General features: G+C 39.7%; 25 protein-coding genes and 1 pseudogene. 6 read left to right on the top strand and 20 right to left on the bottom strand.

Annotated elements, in window-relative coordinates; translation table 11 throughout:
- Nucleotides 1-211: 211 nt before the first annotated feature.
- Genes WCX87_RS04345 through pheS form a run of 4 tightly spaced genes read right to left on the bottom strand, consistent with a single transcriptional unit; the run spans nt 212 to nt 5,646 of the window.
- Nucleotides 212-1,036 carry a 4-hydroxy-3-methylbut-2-enyl diphosphate reductase gene (locus WCX87_RS04345; protein ID WP_345980820.1) on the bottom strand — a complete coding sequence of 275 codons (825 nt, stop codon included), beginning with the start codon at nt 1,034-1,036 and terminating at the stop codon, nt 212-214.
- 4 nt (nt 1,037-1,040) lie between these two features.
- Nucleotides 1,041-2,318, bottom strand: a complete 1,278-nt coding sequence (gene aroA, locus WCX87_RS04340) for a 3-phosphoshikimate 1-carboxyvinyltransferase (protein ID WP_345980819.1) — start codon at nt 2,316-2,318, stop codon at nt 1,041-1,043.
- The gene (pheT, locus tag WCX87_RS04335; protein WP_345980818.1) at nt 2,315-4,657 is read right to left on the bottom strand and encodes a phenylalanine--tRNA ligase subunit beta; all 2,343 of its coding nucleotides are present in this window, start codon (nt 4,655-4,657) and stop codon (nt 2,315-2,317) included. Before pheT ends, aroA begins: the two co-directional genes overlap by 4 nt.
- The gene (gene pheS, locus WCX87_RS04330; RefSeq protein ID WP_345980817.1) at nt 4,654-5,646 is read right to left on the bottom strand and encodes a phenylalanine--tRNA ligase subunit alpha; all 993 of its coding nucleotides are present in this window, start codon (nt 5,644-5,646) and stop codon (nt 4,654-4,656) included. Before pheS ends, pheT begins: the two co-directional genes overlap by 4 nt.
- Before the next feature lie 156 nt (nt 5,647-5,802).
- On the opposite strand from pheS, the gene WCX87_RS04325 reads away from it, so the two are divergent.
- On the top strand, nt 5,803-6,159 hold the full coding sequence (locus WCX87_RS04325) for a histidine triad nucleotide-binding protein (RefSeq protein ID WP_345980815.1): 357 nt from the start codon (nt 5,803-5,805) through the stop codon (nt 6,157-6,159).
- Between the two features lie 9 nt (nt 6,160-6,168).
- On the top strand, nt 6,169-7,374 hold the full coding sequence (locus WCX87_RS04320; protein WP_345980814.1) for a murein transglycosylase domain-containing protein: 1,206 nt from the start codon (nt 6,169-6,171) through the stop codon (nt 7,372-7,374).
- A gap of 31 nt (nt 7,375-7,405) precedes the next feature.
- Here the strand turns inward: WCX87_RS04320 and WCX87_RS04315 are convergent, their stop codons facing one another.
- From WCX87_RS04315 to WCX87_RS04240, 16 genes are all read right to left on the bottom strand, one after another.
- Complete coding sequence (locus WCX87_RS04315; RefSeq protein WP_345980813.1) at nt 7,406-7,870, bottom strand: OsmC family protein; 465 nt, start codon at nt 7,868-7,870, stop codon at nt 7,406-7,408.
- Nucleotides 7,871-7,872: 2 nt separating this feature from the next.
- Nucleotides 7,873-9,255 (bottom strand): argininosuccinate lyase, encoded by a 1,383-nt coding sequence (gene argH / locus WCX87_RS04310; RefSeq protein ID WP_345980812.1) that lies wholly within the window; start codon nt 9,253-9,255, stop codon nt 7,873-7,875.
- 114 nt (nt 9,256-9,369) lie between these two features.
- The gene (locus WCX87_RS04305; protein WP_345980811.1) at nt 9,370-9,705 is read right to left on the bottom strand and encodes a cytochrome c; all 336 of its coding nucleotides are present in this window, start codon (nt 9,703-9,705) and stop codon (nt 9,370-9,372) included.
- A gap of 90 nt (nt 9,706-9,795) precedes the next feature.
- Complete coding sequence (locus tag WCX87_RS04300) at nt 9,796-11,610, bottom strand: menaquinone biosynthesis decarboxylase (RefSeq protein WP_345980810.1); 1,815 nt, start codon at nt 11,608-11,610, stop codon at nt 9,796-9,798.
- Between the two features lie 67 nt (nt 11,611-11,677).
- The gene (gene hemC / locus WCX87_RS04295; protein WP_345980809.1) at nt 11,678-12,628 is read right to left on the bottom strand and encodes a hydroxymethylbilane synthase; all 951 of its coding nucleotides are present in this window, start codon (nt 12,626-12,628) and stop codon (nt 11,678-11,680) included.
- Nucleotides 12,629-12,631: 3 nt separating this feature from the next.
- Nucleotides 12,632-13,483, bottom strand: coding sequence for a thioredoxin domain-containing protein (locus tag WCX87_RS04290; RefSeq protein WP_345980808.1), 852 nt, complete (start codon nt 13,481-13,483; stop codon nt 12,632-12,634).
- Nucleotides 13,446-13,868 carry an FxsA family protein gene (locus tag WCX87_RS04285; RefSeq protein ID WP_345980807.1) on the bottom strand — a complete coding sequence of 141 codons (423 nt, stop codon included), beginning with the start codon at nt 13,866-13,868 and terminating at the stop codon, nt 13,446-13,448. The genes WCX87_RS04290 and WCX87_RS04285 overlap by 38 nt, the downstream gene beginning before the upstream one ends.
- Nucleotides 13,869-15,569, bottom strand: a complete 1,701-nt coding sequence (locus tag WCX87_RS04280) for a proline--tRNA ligase (protein WP_345980806.1) — start codon at nt 15,567-15,569, stop codon at nt 13,869-13,871.
- A 6-nt stretch (nt 15,570-15,575) separates the two neighbouring features.
- Entirely contained in the window at nt 15,576-16,862 is a 1,287-nt protein-coding gene (gene hemA, locus WCX87_RS04275; protein ID WP_345980805.1) for a glutamyl-tRNA reductase, read from the bottom strand.
- Nucleotides 16,862-17,749, bottom strand: coding sequence for a polyprenyl synthetase family protein (locus WCX87_RS04270; protein WP_345981095.1), 888 nt, complete (start codon nt 17,747-17,749; stop codon nt 16,862-16,864). Before WCX87_RS04270 ends, hemA begins: the two co-directional genes overlap by 1 nt.
- Before the next feature lie 5 nt (nt 17,750-17,754).
- Nucleotides 17,755-18,177 (bottom strand): hypothetical protein, encoded by a 423-nt coding sequence (locus tag WCX87_RS04265; protein ID WP_345980804.1) that lies wholly within the window; start codon nt 18,175-18,177, stop codon nt 17,755-17,757.
- A gap of 7 nt (nt 18,178-18,184) precedes the next feature.
- Entirely contained in the window at nt 18,185-18,466 is a 282-nt protein-coding gene (locus WCX87_RS04260; protein WP_345980803.1) for a DUF2018 family protein, read from the bottom strand.
- Between the two features lie 77 nt (nt 18,467-18,543).
- Nucleotides 18,544-21,663: an efflux RND transporter permease subunit gene (locus tag WCX87_RS04255; RefSeq protein WP_345980802.1), complete on the bottom strand. Its 3,120-nt coding sequence runs from the start codon at nt 21,661-21,663 to the stop codon at nt 18,544-18,546.
- Between the two features lie 9 nt (nt 21,664-21,672).
- Complete coding sequence (locus tag WCX87_RS04250; RefSeq protein ID WP_345980801.1) at nt 21,673-21,951, bottom strand: hypothetical protein; 279 nt, start codon at nt 21,949-21,951, stop codon at nt 21,673-21,675.
- A gap of 4 nt (nt 21,952-21,955) precedes the next feature.
- Complete coding sequence (gene rsmH, locus WCX87_RS04245; protein ID WP_345980800.1) at nt 21,956-22,885, bottom strand: 16S rRNA (cytosine(1402)-N(4))-methyltransferase RsmH; 930 nt, start codon at nt 22,883-22,885, stop codon at nt 21,956-21,958.
- A gap of 33 nt (nt 22,886-22,918) precedes the next feature.
- On the bottom strand, nt 22,919-23,791 hold the full coding sequence (locus WCX87_RS04240) for a LysR family transcriptional regulator (protein ID WP_345980799.1): 873 nt from the start codon (nt 23,789-23,791) through the stop codon (nt 22,919-22,921).
- 129 nt (nt 23,792-23,920) lie between these two features.
- Here WCX87_RS04240 and WCX87_RS04235 point away from each other — a divergent pair, with 129 nt between their 5' ends.
- The 4 genes and pseudogenes from WCX87_RS04235 (at nt 23,921) to WCX87_RS04220 (ending at nt 26,804) form a co-directional block, all read left to right on the top strand.
- Complete coding sequence (locus tag WCX87_RS04235) at nt 23,921-25,123, top strand: molybdopterin-dependent oxidoreductase (RefSeq protein ID WP_345980798.1); 1,203 nt, start codon at nt 23,921-23,923, stop codon at nt 25,121-25,123.
- A 12-nt stretch (nt 25,124-25,135) separates the two neighbouring features.
- Nucleotides 25,136-25,438 carry a sulfite:cytochrome C oxidoreductase subunit B gene (locus tag WCX87_RS04230; RefSeq protein ID WP_345980797.1) on the top strand — a complete coding sequence of 101 codons (303 nt, stop codon included), beginning with the start codon at nt 25,136-25,138 and terminating at the stop codon, nt 25,436-25,438.
- A 157-nt stretch (nt 25,439-25,595) separates the two neighbouring features.
- Nucleotides 25,596-25,649, top strand: a pseudogene (locus tag WCX87_RS04225) (twin-arginine translocation signal domain-containing protein); the annotation flags it as partial.
- Between the two features lie 93 nt (nt 25,650-25,742).
- Entirely contained in the window at nt 25,743-26,804 is a 1,062-nt protein-coding gene (locus tag WCX87_RS04220; protein ID WP_345981094.1) for a molybdopterin-dependent oxidoreductase, read from the top strand.
- Nucleotides 26,805-26,806: the final 2 nt, after the last annotated feature.

Genomic DNA, 26,806 nt, shown 5'->3' with positions numbered 1-26,806 from the left:
AGTTTTTCGTTCCTAAAATCTTTTATTTAGGTACCTACAACTGTTATGTATTATACAAGATAAATAAGCTATTATTATCTTATCTTAAAAACATACATAAATGTAAACAAAAAAAAATTTTGTAACATATGAAAAAATACTCATTTTTTTTGTTACAAATCTAAACACTAAGTGTTTAGTTAACTGAAATATTTACGCATAGAAGGGAGGTTTATCTGTTTTGTATAGCAGTCACTACTTTTTGAATGATCCAGTCAGGTGTAGATGCTCCTGCACTGATGCCGCATAGTTCCTTTGAATCAAACCAAGACATATCTATATCTTTTTCATCTTCAATATGATAACTGTCATTGCAATACTCTTTTGCAATGGAATAAAGCTGTTTTGTATTTGATGAGTTTTTACCGCCGATTATCACCATCACATCCGCTCTTTTTGCCAATTTTCTAACAGCATCCTGATTTTCAAACGTCGCGTTACAAATAGTATTAAAGACTCTGACCTCTTTATGTCTGGGAATCAGATAGTTGGCGATCTGAAGATACTCTTCTACTTTACGGGTTGTCTGCGCAACAAGAGCTATACGATCTTTGAGTTTTAGATCTTCGAGATCATCAGTAGAGCTGACGACATATGCACCGTTTGCAGCGTAGCTCTTTACGCCTTTTATCTCCGGATGCGCCTCATCACCGAATATGACGATATCATATCCTTGTTCGCTCATCTCTTCACATATCTGCTGAGGCTTAGTCACATAAGGGCATGTAGCGTCGACTACTTCTACTCCTTTATCAGTTAAGAGTTCTAGTTCCGCTTTTGGTATACCGTGAGTCCTGATGACTGCCTTGTCGCCGGTTTTAAAAGTAGATATATCTTCCGTGAGTCCGACTTTATAGTCACTGTCGAGTCTTTGGATCTCTTTTGCATTATGGATAAGCGGACCGTAAGTAACAGAGTTTCTGTTCTCCTCCGCTATCTTAATAGCACGTTTAACACCAAAACAAAATCCATAATTCTCGGCAAGTTCTATTTTCATTGTATCAATACTCGATTGTAGTCAAATTTTGTAAAAGTTCAAAAAAGTTTGGAAACGAAGTGTTGATACAATCTATATCTTTTACTTCCATACCGCATCTTAGTCCTGCAATGATAAAACTCATCGCTATTCTATGATCACCGTGACTGTCCACAACGGCACTTTTAAGTTCACCGCCCTTTACACTGTAGCCGTCTTTTACCTCGTCTACTTTGATTCCGCAAGATCTAAGACCCTCTACGACCGTTGATATCCTGTCACTCTCTTTTACACGAAGCTCTTCGGCATTTTTTACAACACTTACACCCTCTGCACAAGCAAAAGCGATGGAAAGCGCAGGAAGCTCATCGATAAGCCAAGAGATATTGTCCTCGACTGTTATCGCTTTTAACGGCGCATATTTTACCGTTATATCACCGATCGGCTCATACTTATCGTCTGTCAGATCATACCTAATGTCTGCACCCATACGCTCTAGTGCTTTAAATGCTTCTATGCGTGTTTTGTTTAATGTTACGCCTTGAAGTGTGACTGATGAATCTGGAGTTATCGCTGCTGCTACTGCAAAGAAAAATGCACTCGAAGGATCGGCTGGAACACGTATGTCTAAGGGTGATAAAAGTTTTGTAAGCGGAGTGATAGTAGTCTTTAGACCTTCCACTTTTATATCCGCACCCATCCCTTTTAACATTCTCTCCGTATGGTCACGGCTGAGCTCCGGCTCGCTGTATGTACAGACACCGTCTGATCTAAGGGCTGCAAGGATCATTGCACTTTTTACCTGTGCAGAAGCTATCTTGCTCTCATAATCAAACGCCTTTAAAGATGAACCTCTGATACTAAGTGGTGCCAAGTCTCCGTCATTTCTTCCGTCAAGTTTTGCACCGATATCGCGAAGCGGTGCAGTCACTCTTTTCATAGGACGACGGCGGAGATACTCATCTCCCGTTAAGACAAAATGTCCCTCTGCTGAACTTAAAAGTCCGCAAAAAAGACGTATACCCGTTCCTGAGTTTCCACAATCTAGTATATTCTCACTCTCTTTGATGCCTGATGAGCTGATCTTTATCACATCACCGTCATCGACAACTTTAGCACCGAGGTTCTTTACGATCTCTAAAGAGTTCAAAGTATCCTCTGCACGTAAAAAGTTTTTCACTGTCGATTCTCCGTCTGCCAGCATGGCAAACATCACAGAGCGGTGAGAGATAGATTTATCAGACGCGATCTTATCTGTCGTAAATACGAACTCTTTTGACGGATATACTTTTACATTTTTCATCTTAGAGTAAGTCCCAGCTTTTCATTAAGTGCATTTAATACAGTATCCATAGTCGATGTAATATCTTCATCTTCTAAAGTCTTTGTCAATGACTGTAAAACAAAACGGATAGTCAGACTCGCATTATCTCCAAGTTTCTCATCCTCATACTTATCGACCGGATAAAAACGCACGATCTCTTCTGTTTTATTCTCAGTTATAACATCTTGGATATCTTTATAGCTTAAACTGCTTGGAACCAAGATACTCAGGTCTCTAAATGATGCCTGATATTTAGAGTACGCTTTAGCTTCTACAAGATTGAATGACAACTTATCAAACTCTATCTCACAGATAAACGTCTCATCAAGGTCAAACTCGTCTTGAACTTCAGGGTGCAGTTTAAACAGCTCTCCCACTTCTTGACCATCAAGGAGTACCTTTGCAGACTGATATGGATTTGCCAATCCGTGAGCAGGCTCATTTTTAACAAGATCGATATCACCGATAACATTTGAGACCAATTGAACAAAGCTTCCAAAATCCATTTTTTTAGATTTTCCGCTGTTTAATATTCCGTCTTTACTGCTGTCTCCGCTGTAGATAAATGCCATCTTTGTCGACTCTGCTCTAGCAGTCGAAAATACAGTCCCTATCTCAAAAAGTCTGACATCTTTATATCCTGACTTAATGTTCGAACTTGCAGCATTTAGAAGTCCCAGCATCAATGTCGGACGCATAGTGTCAAGCGTATTTACGATCGGATTTAAAAGTTCCAGACTTTCATCTATACATGTAAAGCCGTACTCTTTTAGTTTTACCTTTTCGTTAAATACAAAGTGTACTGTCTCAAAAAAGCCTTGAGCGGCTGCACTTTGTCTATATTTTCTCAATTTTTTAAATTGGAAATATCCGTCTGAAAGCGGATTCTTCTCTTTTAGTGTAAACGGCTTAGACGGGATGTTGTCTATTCCGACAAGACGTACTATCTCTTCTACGATATCTTGTTTATTGGCTATATCGTGACGATATCTTGGAACAGATACTACAAAGCTGTTGCCTTGAGATTTTCCAATATCGAATCCAAGGTTTTGCAGTATCTTAGTAATCGTCGTCTTATCTATGTCTGCACCGATGATACTGTTGATCTCATCTACGCTTATGCTGATAACCACACCCTCATACTCATCACAAAGCTCGATGTTTCCACCGTAGATATCCGATTCGCTGTACTCTTCGAACATACCTATGAAATAGTTGAGTCCAATATTAAGTTTCGGCTCGCTTCCTCTTGATGTTCTATAAAAAAGAGGACCATTTTCAACCTTGTTCTCAGCCATTTTCTTAGAGATGATATGCGGCGGTATATAACTAGCCTCAATGATGACAAGCCCTTCATTTGAACGCATTCTTGAAGCATCACACTGCTTTATACCGACGATCGAAGCTGGCTTGTCTTTTGAATAGATAGCAGCATATCCCAGATCATCAAGAGCTAAAGATATCTTGACTTTTTTATCACCCTCTTCACTGTCTTTAAAGAAGTTGTAATCATACGCTCTTAAAATAACACCTGTCGTATATGTAGAATAAAACATGACTGACTCTAAACTAGACTGCTGTTTTTCCTCTATCTGTGACAGACGCAGTGAGACTATAAACGGAAGTTTCATCTCTTTAAAATCAACCGCTTTATATCTAAGGTTGACGTTTAGTCCATCGGTATGAGAAAATTGAAGGATCCTTCCTATTCCCATACGTCTGTCTACATCTTGAGCATCATCTATCTTTTTAAGCGGTCTGCTGTATGCCGCGCACAAGTCACGTGCAACACCGTAGATACTTAAACAGTCCCCTCTGTTGGCAGTCAGTTCGATCTCTATAAGCGTATCTTGAAGATATGGGTTTTCACTAAGTTCCTGACCCAGTTTAAACTCACCGATCGATGAATCAAACTCTATGATCCCTCCGCCGATATCAGCAAGACCAAGCTCGCTAGCTGAACAGATCATTCCTTCACTTTCTACTCCGCGAAGTTTTACAGGTTTTATCTTCAGTCCGCCAGGCATCTCTGCACCGACAGTTGCAACGGCTACATGAAGACCTTTTCTAACGTTTGCAGCACCACACACGATCTGACGGATACTTGTACCGATATCTACTTTACAGACATTGAGTTTATCTGCATCCGGGTGTCTTTCACACTCAATGACGTGTCCGAAAACTATCTTGTTTGGGATCTCATACTCAACTACTCTATCTACTTCTAAGCCGATCGAGTTCAGTGTCTTGCATAACTCCTCTGTAGATTTGTCTTCAATACTGATAAATTCGTTTAACCAACTTTTTGTAACTATCATTGAAACTGCTCCAATAGTCTAACATCTCCTTCAAATAACGAACGAAGGTCTCCGATATGATGTATAAGCATTGCAAAACGTTCAACACCTAGTCCAAATGCGTATCCGCTTACATCTTCATAATCAACTGCTTTAAAGACGTTTGGATCTACGATCCCGCATCCTAAAACTTCTAGCCAACCCGTATGTGAACATACACGGCAGCCTTCACCTTTACAGAAGATACATGAGATATCCGCTTCAGCAGACGGCTCCGTAAACGGAAAGAAACTCGGTCTAAAACGCACTTCTACGTCACCGAACATATATTTTAAGAAATCCTCTAATATATATTTTAGGTTTGCAAAAGATACCTTTCCTGTCTCATCTACGAGAAGCCCCTCGACTTGATGGAACATCGGTGTATGCGTCAAGTCATAGTCACGTCTAAACACTGCACCCGGAGCTATCATACGAATTGGCGGTTTTGTATGCAGCATCGTTCTTATCTGAACAGGTGATGTATGTGTACGAAGCAGCATCTCGTCTTTAAAATAAAAAGTATCCTGCATATCGCGCGCCGGATGATATTTTGGCAAATTCAATGCTTCAAAGTTATGAAAGTCATCCTCGACCATCGGTCCTGTCTCGACAGAAAAGTTCATAGACGAAAAGTATTCGACGATTCTGTCCATAGTCTCCATCACAGGATGCAGCGCACCTTTTCTTGATGTTGTAGAGAAAAGAGAAACATCGATAGCTTCGGCTTTCATCGCTTCTTGTAACTCTTTTGTCTGAATAATGATCTTTTGTTCATTAAATAGTGAAGTCAATTCACCTTTATGTGTATTCAGCTCTTTTGCAAATGATGCTTTTTCCTCATTCGGTACAGCTTTCATCTTTTCAAACTGCTCGGCTAAAATACCTTTTTTTCCGAAAATAGATATACGTATATTTTCTAAATCTTCAACACTATTAGCTGATCTGATTTTTTCATACCACTCTTTCAAATAGAGTCTCCAGTAGTTAATTTAAAAGCGATTATACAGAAAAATCTATTACAAAAAGCTTCATAAAGTAGCTCCCGCCTATTTTTAAAGTAAAAAAATGACATTTATGATAGAATCGTATTATGATTATTTTAATAATAGAGAAAAGGTTAAAAAATGTGTTTATTTTGTAAAATCGTTGAAAAAAATATTCCGGCAAACATAGAATTAGAGAACGATGACTTCGTCGCGTTTCATGATATTAATCCTAAAGCACCTATCCATATACTTGCCATTCCAAAGAAACACGTAGACAGTTTTAACGAGGTCTCAGCGGAGACTATGAGTGGCATGACTACTTTTATACAGGAACTTACCAAAAAGCTCGGCATAGATAAAAGCGGATACAGAGTTATTACAAATGTAGGAGAAAACGGCGGACAAGAGGTAAAACATCTGCACTGGCATGTCATAGGCGGTTCAAAACTAAGATGGGATCATTTAGCAGACGCTGATCCAAAAGACTTTTTTTAAAGATAAATAATGTTTCAAAAAACACTGCTGCTAGCTGCCCTTATCTCTTTTGCCGATGCTGAGACTTTCAAAGAGTTTCAACAACAGCAGATGCAAAAAGAGAGTGGCAATAAGCAAGAGTTCTACCAATACAAAAAGTCTCAGGAAGACGCTTTTGACGAGTATAAAAAAGCCCAGCTCAAAGCTTTTGACGATTACAAAAAATCACTGGGAGCTTACTGGAGCGATCCGAAGATATCCACCAAAAAAGAGTGGGTCGCTTATACTCCTGATAAAAAGACCAGAACGGATGTCGATTTTGAAAAAAACACCATCACTGTCCAAACAATCGCCACTTCACCTGAAGATGCAAAAGAAAAGTTAAAAATTGCTCTTGCAAAAGCCGTGACCATCGATAATAAAGGTGTTCAAGAGACTGATCCGCTTGAAAAGATACTCTCCAAAATCAAAAAACCTGTCGGTCTTGTCGATGCTCCCGTAAAAGATGAACCGATTCTTTCTAACGTCATATTTGACAATAAGCCTACAAAAAGCAGTGTTAAAAAGTATGTTGACGACAATGTAAAAGATAACAAAATAATGGTGTTACAGTCCAAGATAGAGGGAGCACATGTCTATAGTCTCAATATCCAAATGCCTTCAGACACTATGCAGAAAAAGTCAAAACAATACTATGACGACGTCCGCAGGTATGCTTTAAAAGAGAGTCTGAGTATACCTCTTGTATTTGCGATAATGCAGACTGAAAGCAGCTTTAATCCCAGAGCAAGATCATATATTCCTGCATTCGGACTTATGCAGATCGTCCCAAATAGTGCTGGGATGGATGCTTACCATTATCTTTTTAATGAGAAAAAACTTGTATCGTCTAGTTATCTTTACAACAGTACAAATAATATTATGATGGGGAGTGCTTATCTGCATATCTTATATTACAAGTATTTAAAAGATATCAAAGACCCTGTAAGCAGACTTTACTGTACCATAGCCGCTTATAATACGGGAGCTGGAAACATAGCCTGGGCATTTAACAGAAATAAAAAACTTTCAAGCAGACAAAAATATTCTATGAGCTATGCAGCGGATGATATAAATGCTTTATCATCAAATAACGTTTATAATAGACTTCTGAGGGATTTAAGATATGACGAACCAAAACATTATCTTAAAAATGTCTCGACACGTATGGTTGCATATAGCAAGATCTATAAGTAAGGAGAGTTGAACTCCTTACATGTAAGAGGGGTTATTGCGGGCAGCTCTCGATATTACCCATATCTATCTTCGAACCGCCACCTGATATCATAGATGCATTTTCTCTGATAGTTTTACCGTTATGTATGATCGTATAAGTTATCTTCACGCTGTCACGAATAGTGTTGATCGTCGAACAGTATGTCTCTAACGAAGCCATCACAAAGCGTGCAGCAGTCGTGTCATCAGCATCTGAGTCAAAGCTGTATGTCAGATGAAGTTCATTGAACTTACGAGGAAAATCCTCATTTCTGACGACATCGCCTTGAATACTTAGATTTGAGACAGTTTTCCCCTGATTTTTCGGAAGCATGATCATATCCGTCGCACTACATGTAATGATCCCGCTTAGAAAGTACTCTAACGGGCTGATCTGTGGACAGTCGATAATAAAACTGCCGTTTTGCGCTTTTGCCTCAAACTTCATATCTTCTTTATGTGTAACAACTACTTTCATGCCTATTTCTCCGCAAGATAATTTTTAAAATATGCCAGCTGCTCTAATGTGCCTTTTGTAGATGTCCCGCCTTGTGAGACTCTGGCATTCATAGAGTTTTTGATAGATAATTTTTCTATAACATCGCTTTGGATTCTATTATCTATTTTGTGTAGTTCTTCATATGCGATATCGCTTAAGTCTATGCCCAGCTCTTCACTTTTTGCGACAGCTTTACCTGTGATGAAGTGAGCCTCTCTAAACGGGATACCGCATCTCTCAACAAGATAATCAGCCAGATCCGTAGCACTTAGGTGCCCTACTTTACAAGCTTGATGCATATTATCTGTTTTGATATCCATAGTACGCAGTGCTTCTTTGAGTATCTCTAAAGAGATCTCTGCAGTCTCAACTGCATCAAACACTCCCTCTTTATCCTCTTGCGTGTCTTTATTATAAGCTAACGGAAGACCTTTCATAACAGTTAAAAGTCCCATAAGCGAACCATATACACGTCCTGTTTTTCCACGTAAAAGTTCTGGAACGTCAGGATTTTTCTTTTGAGGCATGATAGATGAGCCTGTAGAGTACTCGTCGCTTAGTTCAACAAACTTAAACTCATAACTTGACCACATCACAAGCTCTTCACTCAAACGTGAGATATGCATCATCATTGTAGAGATGTTAAAAAGGATCTCCAGTGCGAAATCGCGGTCACTTACTGTGTCCAGACAGTTCACACTCACAGAGTCAAACCCTAAAAGTTCTGCAGTTACACTACGGTCTATATTATGAGGAGTCCCTGCCAATGCTGCACATCCAAGCGGAGATACGTTGTTGCGTCTGAATGAGTCTTCAAATCTTTCTACATCGCGCTTAAACATAGACGCATAAGCCAATAGATGGAAACCGAAGTTGATAGGCTGAGCATGCTGTAGATGCGTCATACCCGGTAAAAGAGTCTCAGTATGGTTTTGGGCTATATCGACTAAGACTTCCATCACTTTTTTGATAGCAATTGATATCTCTTTGTTCTTACGAAGGACATATCTTCTAAAATCGACAGCGACCTGATCGTTTCTGCTTCTTGCAGTGTGAAGTTTCTTACCCGCATCTCCGATAAGAGCAGTCAATCTTTTTTCGATCCCCATATGAAGGTCTTCATCACTGATCTTCCACTCGAATTCGCCTGATTCTATCTCGTCTTTGATCTGAGAAAGACCGCTTATGATCGAATCTAATTCATCTTTTGTCAATATATTTTGTTTTTGAAGCATAGTTGCATGAGCAATAGAGCCCTCTATATCTTCGCGGTATAATTTTCTGTCAAACATGATTGAAGCATTAAAATCATCTAGTAGAGACGACGCACCTTTACTAAAACGACCAGACCACATCTTATCCATAATATCTCCAAAATAAAAAAGTTCAGAATTTTAACTTAAGTTCGTGTAAGTTACGCTTAGAAGAAATGATATAAGGAGGAGGAAGTAAAATAATCTTTGAAAGATTATTTTACATTAGTTACAAGCGGGTACTTTTCCGCTGTCTTTTGCATACTCTACAAGAAAATCTTTAAGATGTCTTGCATGTTTTTTAAATTTACTACTGTTAAAATATTCCCATGAGTCTTTTGCTTTGTCACTGCTTAGATGTATATCGGCTAGATCGGCACCCTTGTTTTTAAGCATTTTTTTCCAAGTTCTCATTTTTTTAGATGCCGCTACAGATTGACCGCCGCCGTGACAATGACGGCATTCTTTAACATATGCTCTCTGCCCTTTATATACGGCTGCATTCGAAGTTGCTTGAGTAATAAGAAACGCTGATATAAGATAAAATAAAATTTTATTCATTAACTATGCCTTATAAAAAAATAATTACCCATCTTACATCAGTTTTTATAATAATTACCTTATAGTAAAATAATCATAAATATTTAATTTTTAAATCTGATACTTTTTGTGCGTTTGCTCATCTAAAGTCCATAAGTTACGCTCTTTTAAACTCTCGACTACACTTGCCGTACACTCGACATCACCGGGCCATTCTCTATTGAATCCGTCGATCTTATTCTTATTTGTTCCGTCAACTCCGACCATTAATCCCGAGATAAAAATATCACGAGTCGCATCGATGTTATTCGTCACTCTCCATATAAGCATATACGGATTAGAAATATCGTTTTTCTCTTCATCTACAAAGACGACTATACGTATATTCGTACTTAGTGCTACCAATGCTTCAAAACACTCTTTTAAGACTCTTGATTTCTTGACGGAGAGAACCGTTATAGGGTTGTTTGTATGGCGCATATACTGCTGCAACCCTGTCACTTCCGGACAGACTTCCTGCACCTTATTTAACAGTTCTTCATCACCTAAAAGCTGTGGAGGAGCAACTACATTTGCAGCAGTCACATCGATGCCGAGTTTTCCTCCCACCAAGGCTTCAGGTGAAGAGTGATCAAGAGCATCCGTCACACCCTCGGTAATAAAGAGACGTTTTGGGTCAAATCTGTTTAGTATATAGGTGACTAATGCATCATAGTTTGTAAGCTTTGGTGCTGCTGCATCTAAAAATATTGCATGCTTTACAAAACTCATCTGTCCCGAACCCCAGAAAAGGTGCATAAACTGCTTTGCATGTCCTTTATAAAGTGTCTGCATCTTAGCTAAAATGAGATTATGAAAAACGCCGTTTTCAGGCATATGATAATCAATAAGATCCGGTGCATTCGTTTTGAGAAGCGGTAGGAATACTCTCTCAGTCGCCCATCCCATATATTTATCTTCAAGAGGCGGTTTTCCAACGACCGTTGCAAGATATACAGGCTCTTTTTTTGTCGTGATGGCACTTACTTCCATAAACGGATATTTCTCTTCTAACGTGTAATATCCCGTGTGGTCTCCAAACGGTCCTTCCACTTTAAACTCAGACGGATCGACCCAGCCTTCTATGACAAAATCAACATCAGTAGGTATATAAAGCGGTGTTGTAAGCGACTTTACAAGTCTTGCCGGTTCTTTTTTGATAAGTCCGTAAAGCAACAGCTCATTTACTCCATAAGGAAGCGGTGCCGTTGCACACCAAGTGTAAAGCGGATCTCCGCCGATCGCAATACTGACAGGCATCTTTTTACCCGCTTTTTGATACTGGTCAAAAAAGTGAGATGAATCTTTGTGGATCTGCCAGTGCATACCAAGATGATTTTTATCATACACTTGAAGTCTGTACATACCTAGGTTTACCATCTCACCGTCAAGACTTTGAGTATAGACCTGACCCATAGTGATAAACGGACCGCCATCCTCTTCCCAAGTCGTAAGTATCGGTAGATCATAAAGATTTACATCATCGTTTAAGTACTTGATCTTTTGACATTCGCCCTCGCCCTTTAAACGCTTAGGAAAGATATTTTTTAATGCAAAAAGCTCACCAAGCATCGACATCTTCGCTTTAAATCCGCTCGGCGGTTTCATATGTAATAGCTTTGTTATCTCATCTGCTACAGACTCGATAGGTCTGCCAAAAAGAAGTTCACATCTTTTATATGAGCCGAATATGTTCATCAATACCGGAGTATCAAACTCGACTCCATTTTTTGAATCGACCGGATTTGTAAAAAGCAGAGCTCTACCGCCGTCTTGTTTCTTTACTTCGGCATATGCAAGATGAGGGATCTCTAAATATATATCTACCTTGTCGTTAATAATAGTAAGCTGATTTTCTCTTCTAAGTAACTCTATAGTTTTTTGCATTATTTCTCTTTATTGTAGTTGGACTATTTTTCCCTTGAATAAGGGAAAAGTTTATGGAGTTTTATTTTTAAAGGGTAGATACCATATTTGATGCCATTACTTCCGCACGATGTAAAAGCTCTTTTGCACCCTTGTTTATCAGGTCTTGACCTATAAGTCTGCCGATGGTCTTATAGTTTGATACTTTTGCTGTCGTATCTTCGCTTAATATCTCAGAACCGTCAGGCAATCCCAAGATCACTTTTATAGAGATATCTTCACCGCTGACTACTGCATTGACGCCTATCGGTACTTGACATCCGCCGTCTAATGAATCTACAAAATCTCTCTCTACTGTCGTCGCAATCATTGTAGAGTCATCTTGCAATCTGCTGACGATCTCTAGTACTTCAGGATCATTGATAGCTTCTATCCCTAAAGCGCCCTGTCCCATTGACGGAATCATCTCATCTAGTGAGATCGGATAGACATATTTTACTGAGCCTGTAAAACCTAAGCGGTTTATCCCGGCTGATGCTAAGATAATAGCATCGAAATCACCGTTTTTAAGTTTTTTGATACGCGTGTCGACATTTCCGCGCAGGTCTTTTATGACAAGATCGGGACGAAGACGCTCTATCTGCATTCTACGTCTAAGTGATGATGTACCGACAACCGCACCCTCAGGAAGTGCTTCGATGCTCTCATATTTTTCACTTAAAAGTGCATCTCTTGAATCTTCACGCTCAGTGATAGCACCGAGTACAAAACCTTCAGGAAGTTCAGTCGGTACATCTTTTAACGAGTGAACAGCGATCTGTGCTTCGCCGCGTAACATAGCTTCTTCTAACTCTTTTAAAAACAGACCTTTACCGCCTATTTGAGACAACGCTTTGTCTTGAATCCTGTCACCTGTTGTCACTATAACCTTTAGATCAACTTCCAGTCCCGGATTTTGTTCTTCAAGAACAGATTTTATATGGTTAGACTGCCATAGAGCAAGTTGACTTCCGCGAGTAGCTATAGTTAGTTTTTTCATATGTTAATGTACCTTTACGCTTTTATATTTGTTTTTTGTTGCATCTTTTGCACCGTCAAAATAAACAGTAGGTGTCCCGTTTACCAACAGAACATTTGCAATCTGACGATCCTCTTCAAATTGACTTTGGACCATGATCGAATGAATATCTTTGACACTGATCGTTGTTCCGAGTGTATGATTTATGACATCCAGTATCTTCTGTTCATTTGTCTCTCTTGGATCGATCTTCAGACTGTATATCTTAAGAAGAGAGTCTTTTTTCCCTTGTAGTTCAAGATAGATGGCAGCTCTACAGATAGTCGGTGAAGCAGGATGCAGACCCTCTAACGGATAGTGATAGTAGTACACTGCAAAATCTTTTGGATATTTTTTCATATACTCTATAGCACCCGGAACAAAAGCTTTACAAAACGGACAAAGCGGATCTGAGAAAATTGCTACTTTATGTGCAGCACTTTCATCTCCGTAGATAAGGTTTGATTTTGTATAAAACTCGTCTTTAAACTTTGGACTGATCGTATCGTTGAGCTTCATACCTGTTTTCATATCTATCAGTTCAGTAGCCATGATCCCGTCTTTTACAAAATAGATAGAGTTTTGCGAGATCTTTTTCTCATCTTTACCTACTTTTGCTTTTCCTTCAAAAGAGACAATATAAGCCTGCCAGCCTTCCGGTTTTTCCATATCTTTTTTATCTATGACCTTTACGTCCAGTGATATAACGTTTGGATTCTTACTGATATTGTTTTTTAAAAAACTGACAACCTCGTTTGTATAATCTTTTGCCTGAGCAAAAACAGAGACCGAAAACAGACTACTTACTAGAAATAGTGTCACTAATAACTTCGACATCGATAACATCATCATCCTTTCTTGTTGTATCAGTATTAATATTACATTTACCAGATTTTACATTATAATAATTAATGGCCATCGATGTAAAAACAGAAAACTGCAGGGCTATTCCTATTATATCTGTCAAAAATCCCGGCAAAATAAGCAGTATCGCACCAAAGACCGTAAAAAGGTTCAGTTTTTGAAACTCTTCTAAGTCTATACAGTTAAAAGAGACTGCACTTAGGTTTTGTAAGAATGTAGTACGAAAATTGATCAGTATCGCTATACCTAATAAAGCAGTCAGTATGATCTCAAAGAAGGTAGCCAAACCGCCGATCAATGAAGAGATATTTACCGATATAAGAACTTCTAAAAACAGGTATACTATAAAATAGATCATCTATAAACGTCCTACTATTGTTTCTAAGATCTCATCCGCTTTGACATCCTCTTTTGAGTAAGCAGCTCTGTCAAATATCTGAACCATCCCGTTTACAAGTTCTTTACCGATGACGATCGTGTAAGGATATCCTACAAGTTCTGCATCTTTCATCTTAAATCCAAAACGCTCTTTTCTGTCATCCAGTACGACTTCGACGCCTTTTGCTTTTAATTCGCTGTAAAGCTTTTCACCAAGAGCCACCTGCTCTTCGTCTTTGATATTTGAGACCATGACGTTTACCATATACGGAGCACTCTCTTTAGTCCAGATACATCCGTTCTCATCATGATGCTGTTCAATGATAGCAGCGACCAAACGGCTCACACCCATACCGTAAGTCCCCATGATAAACGGCTCAGCCTGCCCTTTTTCATTTAAGAACTCAGCTTTTAAGACTTTTGAATATGTCGTTCCGAGTTTAAAGATGTGACCGACTTCTATCCCTTTTGTGTATGATAAAGTACCGTCACAGTGTGGACAGCCGTCACCCTCTTTTACCTCTACGATATCGGCAAAATATGCTTCGCTCAGTACTGACATATCAACGCCTACAAAGTGGTAATCTTTTTCGTTTGCACCGCATATCATGTTTTTTGCTTCATACAGGTCTGTATCTATGACATATTTTACTTTTGTCTGATCAAGAGGTCCCATAAAGCCTGCGACTAGACCGATCTCTGCAAGTTCAGACTCATCAACATCGACTATATCGATAGCACCTGTCGTACTCTGTGCTTTTTTCTCCTGAAGAGCATCGCATCCGCGAAGGAAGAAAAGAGCTATCTCGCTTTTATCTTCAAATACAAGTCTTTTTGCGACTGCTTTTACAGTGTAGTAAGGATCGACTTTAAAGAACTCGCTGAGTTCCTCTATGCTTTTGACATCAGGTGTAAGAAACTTATTGAACTGTGCTTCCGGCGCTTCAGGGATCTCTTTACGTTCAGAACGTTTTGCCGCTTCGATGTTTGCACCGTATTCACACTTGTCACAAACCGCTATCGTGTCTTCACCGCTGTCTGCAAGTACCATAAGCTCTTTTGAACCTGTTCCGCCGATCGCACCGCTGTCTGCTTCTACGATTCTAAAGTTTAGTCCCAGACGAGTCAGGACTTTTTTATAAGCCTCTTCAACGGCATTAAACTCTCTGTCAAGGTCTTCAGTAGTAGCGTGAAAACTGTAACCGTCTTTCATAAGAAATTCACGACCGCGCATTAGACCGAATCTCGGACGAGCTTCGTCACGGAACTTTGTCTTTATCTGATACAGGTGAAGAGGAAGCTGCTTGTAGCTTGTGACTTTGTTACGTACCAGGTTTACCATCATCTCTTCATGAGTAGGCCCAAGAACAAAAAGGTTCTCTTTTCTGTCTTTAAAACGTAAAAGCTCTTTTCCAAACTTCTCAATACGTCCGCTCTCCTGCCAAAGTTCTGCCGGTGTCACAAAACTTAGTTCTACCTCTTGAGCACCGATAGCTTCCATCTCTTCATTGATGATATTTTCTATCTTTTTCAAAACTTTTTTACCTAACGGTAAAAAGTTATACAGTCCGCTAGCGACTTGTGAGATAAATCCCGCACGTGAAAGAAAAATATGGCTCGGCAGTGTTGCATCTGAAGGTGCTTCTTTTGTTGTAGGAATATACAAGTTTGACAATCTCATTTTATTTTAACCCTTTATCATATGTTCGCATTTATATTTGTTCGGTAACTCTGATTTTTCACTTTGTAACAAAAATTTTAAAGACTCTATCATAGTATCAGCATTGGCTTCGCCTGAAACTTGACGGATCTTATGTGTGATATCATGTAAAAATCTTTTTAGTACCTGCTCGTTCATCTTCTGTATCTCTTTTTCATACTCTTTTGGAAGATATCCGCTTGAGATAACGCGGGCAGTCTCATCTTCGGCAGCTTTTTTTGCTTGAGTATAGATCTCTTTTATGATCGGTTCGACCGATAGACTTCTGAGCCACTCATAAAAGTGCATAGTCTGACGGCCGATTATCTCATACGAACGTCTTGCTTCATCTTCTCTTATTGTAAGATTTTCATGGACTATCGACTTTAGATCATCTATAACAAAAAGATTGATGTTCTCTCCGTGAGAAAAACTGATATCACGAGGAAGAGCCATATCGAACCAGTAACGTTCAAAGTCACAGTTCTCAATGATCGCATCCGTGATGATCGGGTCTTTTGAAGATGTTGCCGTAAAGAGTATCTCAAACTCATTTACCAACTGAGGCAGTTCAGAAAAATCTTTCACTTTTGCACCGCAGTTAACAGCCAACTCTTCGGCATTGGCTCGTGTTCTATTGACAATATAGACCTCGACACCGTTAGAGATAAGATGTTTAGCCGTGATCTCAGACATCTCTCCGACACCGATAACAAGAGCTTTTTTACCCTCTAGATCTTTTAAGATATCACGCAGCTGATTTACTGCGACACTTGCAATAGAGACCGGCTTTGAAGAGATATTTGTGATGTTTCTGACCTCTGCAGCACATTTAAATGCATAATGCATAGCGCGTGAGAGTTTTTGACCGCAGTAATTGTTGTCGTATGAAAACCTAAACGCATCTTTTAACTGTCCTGCTATCTGTGTTTCACCGACTACCAAAGAGTCCAGTGATGATGCGACACTGAAAAGATGATGGATCGCACCCTGATCGTCAAAGATATCTGCACGGCCTTCGAGTTCCTCTTCGCTTATTCCTGAGCGTTCGTTTAATAGTTTAAAGATATGTTTTGTCGCCGTCATAACGCTTGAACAGCTTACAAAGACTTCCATTCTGTTACATGTAGAGATCAATATACTTTCGTGGATAGCTTCAGATGAATTAAGTTTTGCCAGACACTCTTTTAAATGTCCTTCATCCGAGAAAGAGAGTTTTTCACGTATCTCTATCGTTGAATTTTTATGCGTAAAGCTTATTGTCAAATAATGCATCAATAACTTCTTTGTATCATCGTATCTAGGATCGCTGTCAATTCCACATCCCCTGAGACCACATGTTTTGCTTCGTCTGAAAGTTTTACCGCAAGTGCAAACGACTTTTCAATAGACTTATGTTCATCCATCTTCGTCTTGATCCAGACGCTATCTTCTGAAGATATCTTTTTACCGTGAAGCGAGACTAGTCTTTTTTTATCTGCATCATCTAAAGAGTGGTAAAGATAGATATACGGAAGAGTACATTTTCCCTCTACAAAATCGTTCATTGCAGGTTTTCCAAGAGTCTTTTCGTCTGAGACGATATCTAAGATATCATCGATGATCTGAAATGAAAGACCGAGATTTTTCCCGTAAAGAGCATAAGACGCTGCATCTTTTCCGGCTAAAAGCGCAGCTGCCGTAGCACTGGCTTCTATGAGCGATGCTGTTTTTAAATAAAGCATATCAAGATAGATCTTTTCGTCATCATTGAAGTTTTTAGCAAGATTGACATCCTGCATCTCTCCGATAGAAAGAGCAGTTACGGCAGATGAGACTACCGAAGCGATCTCTTTGTCAAAAGAGACAAGAGAGGTAAATGCTTTTGAGTAAAGTATATCTCCAAGCATGATGGCAACTTTACTTCCCTCTGTAGCATTTACAGATGCATTTCCGCGTCTTAAAGCGGCATCATCTATGACATCATCATGTAAAAGGCTTGCAGCGTGTATAAGCTCGATAATAGCAGCTAATAAAAGTGAGTCTTCATTAGCCGATGCGATTTTTAAGACAAGTTTAGCACGAAGGCGTTTTCCGCCGACTAGAGTTGAAAAAAGACGGGTAACATCGTCATAATTTATCTCTTTTATTAATCTATCTATCTCTTGTTCTACTTTTTCAATCATCCTTACAATGCTTCCTTAGTTAAAAACTTCAAATCTATCTGCTTTTTCTTATCAAACAGAAAAAGCTCAAAAGTAGCTTCTTGTGTCTGATAATCAAATTTTACAAATTTTAAAATAATATACGGCAACGAGTAAAATCCGCCGGCACGAGATTTTAGCTCTAATCGAATCGACTGGTTGGTGTGACCTAAATAAAGTATATTCTGTGCGACTATCTGATCATAGGAGCGAAACAGTACCAATCCGTCGTTGTGGTATAGAGTCCACCTAAATTTAAGCAGCTTTTCAATACCGTCATATTTTACAAGAATTTTCTCTGTTTTATCCTTTTTTAGCTTTATATTGTAGCTTGCTTCATAAAGTTGTGCATTAATAGAAACACTAAAAACAGATAAGAGTAAAATTACTTGTAAAAATCTGACCATTTAAGTCTTACTCGCTTTGAGTTACAATATTTCCCATACTCTCGATGTAAAGACTTTTTACTTTTGTCTGAACCTCATCCAAGTTTTCAAAAGCATACTGAGCTATCTTCTTTTCAAGAGCGTCAGCATCTTCCATATCCATCATAAGCTCTAAGACAGCCATACGTTCCATGATTCTCTCTAACTCGGCATCCGCCAAACCGCGGTGTGCATTAAAGATAATATCTAGGAACTTACTCTTAGGAGATCCCATAAAGATATCATCTTCATCTTCAAAAATATTATACATATCACTTTCCTAAATATTGTTTTTGCGATTATATCACTTCAACTCTATATAAACGCTTAGCTTACATGTAAGGGTAATCAACTCGCTAAAGGAGGCTTTATCCTATACACGACAGCGTAGAGTAGCGGAACATAGATTAGATTTAGCACAGTAGCCCAAGTTACGCCAAATCCTAAAGAAACAGCCATCGGCTGAAGTATCAAAGCTTGTCCCGAAGCAAAAAAGATAAGCGTTGAAAGCCCTAAAACAGTAGTGATGGAAGTAAGCAGGATCGGTCTAAGCCTGGTTCTTGCCATCTTCATAAGCTCTTCGCTGTTTGTTGCTTTTTTGATAAACATCACCATGATCAGACCGTCGTTTACTACGACTCCGGCAAGACCTACGATCCCTATAAGTCCGGGCATCGTAAGGTTGAGTCCCATTATTGCATGACCGACTAAGACACCGAGAAGAGAAAGCGGGATGGTGCTTAAGACTATCAAAGACTTTCTAAACGAGTTAAACAGCCAGATAAGCGTGATAAATATCAAAAAGATCGCGATAATAGCTGATTGTCCAACCTCTTTTTTGTTTTTGTTGTTCTCTTTTTCCTCACCTTTGATATCAAGCGTGAATCCCTCTTTCTCCAACTCTTTTAAAAGGGGATCTATCTTTTGCATCACCTCGGACGACGTCACCTTTTTCTTGTCAAGTGATGCGAAGATGGTACGTATTCTTTTTCCATCCTCTTTATTGATCGTCACAAACCCCTGGATCACTACAAAGTCACAGATATCTTTTAATGCGACAAAGCTGTTTGAGTTAGGGACACTCAGTTCTATGCCGTTAAGTGATGAGAGTCTGTCTTTTACATCACCCTCAACTTTTATGCGGATAAGCCCCTCTTCGTTAAACATCTTTGCATACTCACCCTTCAGGTAGTATGATCGAAGCTGACTTGAGACTATCTGTTCGTTAAACCCTAGTGACTGTCCATATCTGTTGACACGGAGTTTAAGCTCTTTTGCACCTACTGTCGCATCATCGGTGATGTTATAGACACCGTCTATCTTTGAGAGTGCACTCTGTACTTTTTTGATCCCCGCTATGATCTCATCTTCACTCTTACCGCTGAAACTGATCTCGATGTCGTTTGCCACGACTCCCGCACCCGGGACTCTTATGGTGAGTTCGTCAAAAAGAGGCTTGCCGTTTGCATCTTTTTGTGTCTTAAACTCTTTTATCCAGCTTTTTATATCCTCTGCCATATCTTTTGCATCGCGTCCGCGTACCAGCAGATCCTTGTCATACTCTATACTAAGCAGCGGGTTTATATATTTGTTGTAAAAGTTATCGGGTGCACGCTCTTTGAGGTCTATAAAAATCTGAAAAAGGTTGTCTCCGAGTTCCGCCTGGTTCTTGGCATCTATTTTGATACCGATAACACTCGTCACACTGGAAAACTCTTTTTTATCCAGTTTTTCAAGCAGCACTTTCTCTATCTTGCTAACCTGTTTTTCCGTGTCTTGAAGTTCAGAGTTTACATCCACCTTGCCGCTTACGTATATCTGTGTGACATCAAACTCGGGAAAGAGCTGAAACTTGCTTTGTTTGATCATCACGAATGTCGCAAGCAGGATCAGCCCGGCGATCATTATCAGTGAGAGGTGTTTTCTTCTAAAGAGAAAATGTAGCAGCCTGTCGTACCATCTGTAAAGATGCTCCCAAATCGAGTGTGTCGCGAACCCCTCTTTTTGCAGTCTTAAAAAGTCATACGAGTGCAATGGCAAAAAGTAAAATGCTTCAAAAAGAGAACTAAGTAACAGTACTGAGATCATAATAGGAATGATCTTTATAAAAGCCCCCATATCTCCTGTCAAAAGCAGCATAGGCAAGAATGCAAAGATGGTTGTAAGTGTAGCCGTCAGAACGGCTGGAAACATCTCTACGGCACCCATAACGGCAGCTTCACGTCTGCTTTTACCCTCTTCTAAATGCCTGTAGATGTTCTCGGCCACGACGATAGCCTCGTCCACCAGCATCCCAAGAGCGATAAGCGCACCTAAAAGAGAGAGCATATTGATACTGTCACCCAGCAGCTGGGTGGCGATAAGCCCTATCATAAAACTCACAGGTATCCCGATAGCGACGACAAAAGCGATACCGCGGTTTACAAAGATCAGCATCGAGATAAACACTAAAATGAGTCCGAAAAGTATGTTTGATACAACGGTATTAAGACGGTTTTTTATCCAGATCGACGTATCGGTGTAGACTCTGTACTGAAGGTTTGGGTACTGTTTCTCTTTTTCTTTAAGGATCTCTTTGATCTCTTTTGAAAGAGCTATCGCATTTCCCGATTTTGACTTTGTCACGTTTATGGAGATGTTTCTTACTCCGTTATAGTGCGATATCTCGCTCTCGTCACTCAGTTCAAACGAAACATCGGCTATATCGCCTACTCTCACTCTTTTTCCCATCACGGTAATAAGCGTGTCCTCTACGCTTTTTTTATCTTTTTCGCCGTTGTATGTAGAGATGTAAAGATGCGAGCCTCTTTGCTTGATAGTCCCGATAGGAAAGATGGAACTGATGTTAGAAAGTGCCGATACGACGGATGCCTGGTCAAGTCCGTACGCTTTTATGCGCTCTTCGTTGATGCGAAACACCAACTCGTCATCGGCGTCGCCGCGGATAGTAATATCGTTCAAGTCTTTGAGTTTTGAGAGTTCGCTTTTGAGTTCATCGGCACGTAGGATCAGCTCTTTTGTGCTGACTTTTCCCGCAAGTGCTATCAATACCAGAGGAAACGACTTCTCCTGTATCTTTGCAATAGGGTCATCCATATCTGAAGGAAGATCACGCTTTGTCTTATCTATGGCGTCTTTGACATCATTGAGTACCGAGATGTTGTTTGAACCGCGTTTGATATCGACGGTTATGGTAAAAGCACCGTTTTTAATGGTAGTCTTTATGGTATCCAGAGAATCGATATTTTTGAGTTCATCCTCTATGCTTTTTGCGACCATCTTGTCCAGTACGTCGGCACTCGTACCTGCATATCCGCCCGTGACTATGATCTGGTCGGTGTCGATGGGAGGAAATATCTCTTTTGGCACATTGATGTATGCAAAAATGGACATGACCAGTATGAAAGCTAAAAATATATGATTTAAGATCGGTTTGTCTATGGCGAACTCGACAAATTTTTTAATCATATCAGCTTCCTAAAATATAGTGTCTAAGATCTGGTTTTTAAACTTGATCGCCTCTACTTTAGCATTAATAATCTCATTTTCCTCTTTTAAAGAGTCATATTCACGCTGCAGTTTTGCTATCTCCCTGCTTTTATAATAGATCTCATGCTGTAGATACATCTTTGGAAAGACTGTCACAAAGACTAAAGAGATTATCAACAGTAACTGCAGCAGATATCTTAGATCTAAACTCTTTCTTGGTTTTATGACAGATGAAACCTCATCTAAAATCTCATTTTTTTCACTCATCTCTTTACTTCATCTTCTTTATTTTAAAAACTCTCAGCTTCGCACTTCGGCTTCTTGGATTTTGTTTTAACTCATCATTTTGTGCCGTTATAGGCTTCTTGGATTTCGGTTTGCCTATCGCGTTGTCTCTGCTGCATGTACATCTGAATGCTTCAGGCGGGCATATACAGTTTTTGCTCCACTCTGAAAACCTCTGTTTTACGATCCTGTCTTCAAGTGAATGAAACGAGATGATCGCCACATCCGTATCGACAAGTCCAATATTTTGTATCTCATCCAAGAGTGTATTTAACTCTCCAAGCTCATCATTTACTTCAATGCGGATCGCCTGCATCAATAGAGTCGCAGGATGGATCTTCTTACCGTGAGGCAGAAGATGTCTGAGTTTATCACTCAGCTCTTTTGCAGAATGAAACGGGCGGTTGTTTACGATAAAAGAGGCTATCTGTTTATAGTTTCTCATCTCGCCGTAATCTCTTATGATCCTCTCCAGCTCGACGACAGAGTAGTTGTTTATGACATCCGATGCACTTAGCGGAGCGTCTTTATCCATCCTCATATCGAGATTGTCACTCTCATATGAAAATCCTCTCTCTTTTTGATCAAGCTGAAGTGAAGAGACGCCGATATCGGCAAGAATCCCTTTTATCTCTTTTACATCGTTGTTTTGTAAGATCTCTTTAATCACTTTGGAAAAACGACCCTTTTTGATCTCTACTCTCTCTTTAAAAGGCTCTAAACGCTCAGTCGAGAAGTCGATAGCCGTCTGGTCTTGGTCTATGCCGATAAGCTTGATATTGGGCTTATTTTCCAAAAGCAGTGAGGAGTGTCCGCCGTACCCCATCGTACAGTCTATGATTATCCCGCTGTCCACATCGTCAAAAGCTTCTAGGACTTCTCGATATAAGACCGGAATATGAGGGATATTTTGCATGACTGACAGACCTTTTATTTCTTTAATAACGAATTATATCGAATTAGATATGAACTTCGTAAAATCATCTACCAGCATACTGACTTTTTTATCTTTTCTCATTATAAGTATAAAATCCCTGTCAAAACGATAACCGCGGATAGGAAGTTCAAACAGTGAACCGTCCTGCAACTCTTTTTCTACGGATATCTTAGGAAGACAGCTTATATAGTTCGGGCTTAGTTTCAAGAACTTCTTTATCGTCTCGGTATGATCGAACTCCATATATATGTTTATGGTTTCGGGTGCGATCGCATCTAAAAACACAGCCCTTGTCCCTGAACCGACCTCTCTCATGATCCACTGCATACCTGAAAGTGCATCTATATAATGACTCTCTGCCGCTGCAAGTTCTGTATTTGATGTGACTACGACAAGCTCGTCTGTCGCAATCTGCTTACATGTAAGGGCTTCGTCATTACATTTATCTTCGATAAAACCTATATCATATATGCCCTCTTTTATCATACGGATAACATCATTCGTGTTCGCAGATTTCAGAGAGAACTTTACATTTTGATGGATACGGCTGTACTCATCTATATACCCCGGTAAAAGATAGTTGCTTATAGTGACACTGGCGCATATACGCAGACTCCCTTCGATTTTTTGAGATGAAAAGTTTGCATAGACTTTTTCCAAAGCATCTATATGCGTAGATATCTGTTCTAAAAAAAGCACGCCTCTTTCATTTAAGGTCAATCTTTTCCCTATTCTTTCAAAAAGGTTTTCACCGACTATCTTCTCTAACTCTTTTATCGACATCGATATGGCAGACTGACTCATATTGAATTCCGTGGCCACGTCGATTACCTTTTGCTTCTGTGCCAGAGACATAAAAACTTCAAGTTGTTTTAGTGTAAACATAAGACATCCTTTATAACTTCCATAATTATATACAAAAAAATTGAATATTATGATTAAAAAATTTACTTTTGCTTAATTACTTTTCTCTGTTACACTATTTTCGAGACAAAAAAATTAAGGAGCATATAGATGAAAAGAAGAGATTTCTTTAAGACCGCTGCTGTTGTAGGTGCTGCAACAGTCGGCAGCAGTGCATTTGGCAGCAGTGTAGCTATGCGAGAGCCTATTGACAGCAGAAAACCGCAAAAGATCAACTTTCCGGAAAAGAGACCGATGATCACTCACTCGAACCGCCCTCCGCTTCTTGAAGCGCCGCGTTCGACATTTTCTCAAGTCATCACTCCAAACGATGAATTCTTCGTAAGATGGCATCTTCCGGAAATTCCGACATTGATAGATACTGAGAAATACGCTATTAAAATTAGCGGAAATGTGGCTAAGCCTTATGAACTGACCCTCAGAAAACTAAAAGAAGATTTTGAACAAATAGAGGTCACGGCTGTTGTTCAGTGTGGCGGAAACAGCCGTTCAGCATTTGTCCCGATAACAGGCGGTGTCCAATGGGGCAGCGGCGCGATGGGATGTGCAAAATGGAAAGGTGTAAGATTAAAAGACGTCCTCAAACGTGCAGGTATGAAAGCAGATTCTCACTGGGTGAACTTCAACGGTATGGAAAAACCGGCTTATGATAAAACACCTGACTTTGTGCGCGAACTCAATCTTGATGAACTGAATGAAGATGTTATGATCGCATACCAGATGAACGATGAGGACCTTCCATATCTCAACGGTTTTCCAACCCGTCTGATCGTTCCCGGATACTACTCTGACAGCTGGGTAAAAATGATCAAGGATATCGTTGTAACCAAAGATCATACGCCACTGTTCTTTATGGATAAAGCGTACCGTATTGCTGCCAATGCGACACACGGAGAGACACCGGATCATTTAGCAAAAATGACAAAACCGATCACAAGGATGAATATCAAATCTTTCATCGGTTTCCCTGATGACGGTGCAGAAGTAGAGTTTCAGTCTCAGCTTGTCGTACGCGGTGTCACTTTTGACGGCGGTATCGGTGTAGAAAAAGTCCTTATCTCTCTTGATAATGGAAAAACATGGGAAGAAGCAATGTTAGGTATAGACAACGGACGCTATGCTTACAGAGCTTTCAGATTTAGTTTTAGACCAAACAAAAAAGGGAAACTTTCAATCATGGCAAAAGCAATAGACTATTTAGGAAACGAACAGCCGCTTGCTAAAGATGTCCCTTGGGATAGAGGCGGATATATGTTCAACGGTATCGATATGGTCACGATCAAAATTGTATAAAAGGAGTATTACATGAAAAAAATCATATTTAGTACAGCTTTAGCTCTCTCGCCATTGATGGCGCAGGTAAGCCAAGACATAGTATCACCCGATGTGCCATATACACTAAAAGATGGAAAAGGCCTCGATAGTGTTCAGGCCAACTGTTCCATGTGTCACTCTTTTGGATATATTCTCAATCAAGGAAACCAGTCACACAAGTTTTGGGATGAAAAGGTCCATAAGATGATCAATGCCTTCAAAGCTCCTATCGCTCCTGAAGATATACCTACTATCGTAGGCTACCTTTCTACTACTTACGGAAACGGCAAGTAGTTTTTAGCTTTTCTATTTTACATGTAAGAGATATTCTTACATGTAATCCTTCTTTTATATGGATAATTTATACAGAAAAATTGAATAAAACATTAAGAAATCTACTTAGCTATTTATCAACTTTTTATGATAAAATTCCAAAAAATAAGGAGCAAATAATATGAAAAGAAGAGATTTCTTTAAAACTGCTGCTGTTGTTGGGGCCGCTACTGTGGGCAGTAGCGCCTTTGGTAGTACTGTAGCCACCAGACAACCTGTAGACAATAGACCAATATCTAAAATAAATTTTCCAGAGAAAAGACCGATGATCACATACTCGGATCGTCCGCCTCTACTTGAAGCACCGCGTGATGTTTTCACACAAGCTATCACTCCAAATGACCAGTTCTTTGTCAGATGGCATCTTCCTGAGATCCCGACTCATAATGATCCGGACAAATTCACGATCTCTATTAACGGTTTGGTTAAGACTCCTTACCAAGTGACTCTAAAACAGTTAAAAGAGGATTTTGAGCAAGTCGAAGTTACTGCAGTACTGCAGTGTGGCGGAAACAGCCGTTCAGCATTTCAACCAATCACTGGCGGTATCCAATGGGGTAGCGGTGCTATGGGTTGTGCAAAATGGAAAGGTGTAAGACTTAGTGACCTACTTCACCGTGCAGGACTTAAAAAAGATTCTGAGTGGATCGGATTCAACGGTATGGACAATGCTGCATACTATGAGACTCCAAACTTTGTACGTGAACTTCACCTAAGCGAACTGGATGATCACGTTATCGTTGCGTATGAGATGAACGGTGAAGACCTTCCTTACCTAAACGGATACCCTGTACGTCTTGTTCTTCCTGGTTACTACTCTGACAGCTGGGTTAAGATGCTTAGCAATATCACGGTTACTGACAAATACAAAAGCCTGTTCTTTATGGATGTCGCTTACCGTGTTCCGGACAATGAAACTGAGTCTGAGACTCCTGATCATAAATTTAAGACGACTAAACCTATTACTACTATGAACGTAAAATCTGTTATAGGTTTCCCGACAAACGGCGAAGTCGTAGCATACGGTTCACAACTAGTCGTACGCGGTGTCGCATTTGACAGCGGTATAGGTATCAAAGATGTGTTTATATCTTTAGACGGCGGTAAAACTTGGGATGCAGCTAAACTAGATGACGGTAAAGCTGGACGTTATGCGTACAGAGGATTTAGATACAGCTTTAAACCTGAGACTTACGGTGAAGTCAAGATCATGGCAAAAGCGGTAGACAAACTGGGTAATGAGCAGCCTCTTACAAAAGATGTTAAATGGAACCACGGCGGATATAAATTCAACGGTATCGACGTAGTAACTATCAAAGTCGTATAAAG

It is taken from the genome of Sulfurimonas sp. HSL3-2 (assembly GCF_039645965.1).
In the GTDB taxonomy this organism is placed as follows: Bacteria; Campylobacterota; Campylobacteria; order Campylobacterales; family Sulfurimonadaceae; genus Hydrocurvibacter; species Hydrocurvibacter mobilis.
The sequence above is the reverse complement of the archived record's forward strand: the minus strand, read 5'-3'. Positions and strand labels throughout refer to the sequence as shown.

Coding starts and splice junctions, on each gene's coding strand:
- WCX87_RS04290 (WP_345980808.1), bottom strand. CDS start 13,483: ATGTCGAAGTTATTAGTGACACTATTTCTAGTAAGTAGTCTGTTTTCG.
- WCX87_RS04235 (WP_345980798.1), top strand. CDS start 23,921: ATGAAAAGAAGAGATTTCTTTAAGACCGCTGCTGTTGTAGGTGCTGCA.
- hemA (WP_345980805.1), bottom strand. CDS start 16,862: ATGCATTATTTGACAATAAGCTTTACGCATAAAAATTCAACGATAGAG.
- pheT (WP_345980818.1), bottom strand. CDS start 4,657: ATGATAGTTACAAAAAGTTGGTTAAACGAATTTATCAGTATTGAAGAC.
- WCX87_RS04325 (WP_345980815.1), top strand. CDS start 5,803: ATGTGTTTATTTTGTAAAATCGTTGAAAAAAATATTCCGGCAAACATA.
- WCX87_RS04255 (WP_345980802.1), bottom strand. CDS start 21,663: ATGATTAAAAAATTTGTCGAGTTCGCCATAGACAAACCGATCTTAAAT.
- hemC (WP_345980809.1), bottom strand. CDS start 12,628: ATGAAAAAACTAACTATAGCTACTCGCGGAAGTCAACTTGCTCTATGG.
- WCX87_RS04265 (WP_345980804.1), bottom strand. CDS start 18,177: ATGGTCAGATTTTTACAAGTAATTTTACTCTTATCTGTTTTTAGTGTT.
- aroA (WP_345980819.1), bottom strand. CDS start 2,318: ATGAAAAATGTAAAAGTATATCCGTCAAAAGAGTTCGTATTTACGACA.
- argH (WP_345980812.1), bottom strand. CDS start 9,255: ATGGATAAGATGTGGTCTGGTCGTTTTAGTAAAGGTGCGTCGTCTCTA.
- WCX87_RS04320 (WP_345980814.1), top strand. CDS start 6,169: ATGTTTCAAAAAACACTGCTGCTAGCTGCCCTTATCTCTTTTGCCGAT.
- WCX87_RS04250 (WP_345980801.1), bottom strand. CDS start 21,951: ATGAGTGAAAAAAATGAGATTTTAGATGAGGTTTCATCTGTCATAAAA.
- WCX87_RS04280 (WP_345980806.1), bottom strand. CDS start 15,569: ATGAGATTGTCAAACTTGTATATTCCTACAACAAAAGAAGCACCTTCA.
- WCX87_RS04240 (WP_345980799.1), bottom strand. CDS start 23,791: ATGTTTACACTAAAACAACTTGAAGTTTTTATGTCTCTGGCACAGAAG.
- WCX87_RS04300 (WP_345980810.1), bottom strand. CDS start 11,610: ATGCAAAAAACTATAGAGTTACTTAGAAGAGAAAATCAGCTTACTATT.
- WCX87_RS04315 (WP_345980813.1), bottom strand. CDS start 7,870: ATGAAAGTAGTTGTTACACATAAAGAAGATATGAAGTTTGAGGCAAAA.
- WCX87_RS04230 (WP_345980797.1), top strand. CDS start 25,136: ATGAAAAAAATCATATTTAGTACAGCTTTAGCTCTCTCGCCATTGATG.
- WCX87_RS04285 (WP_345980807.1), bottom strand. CDS start 13,868: ATGATCTATTTTATAGTATACCTGTTTTTAGAAGTTCTTATATCGGTA.
- WCX87_RS04305 (WP_345980811.1), bottom strand. CDS start 9,705: ATGAATAAAATTTTATTTTATCTTATATCAGCGTTTCTTATTACTCAA.
- rsmH (WP_345980800.1), bottom strand. CDS start 22,885: ATGCAAAATATCCCTCATATTCCGGTCTTATATCGAGAAGTCCTAGAA.
- WCX87_RS04220 (WP_345981094.1), top strand. CDS start 25,743: ATGATCACATACTCGGATCGTCCGCCTCTACTTGAAGCACCGCGTGAT.
- WCX87_RS04345 (WP_345980820.1), bottom strand. CDS start 1,036: ATGAAAATAGAACTTGCCGAGAATTATGGATTTTGTTTTGGTGTTAAA.
- WCX87_RS04260 (WP_345980803.1), bottom strand. CDS start 18,466: ATGTATAATATTTTTGAAGATGAAGATGATATCTTTATGGGATCTCCT.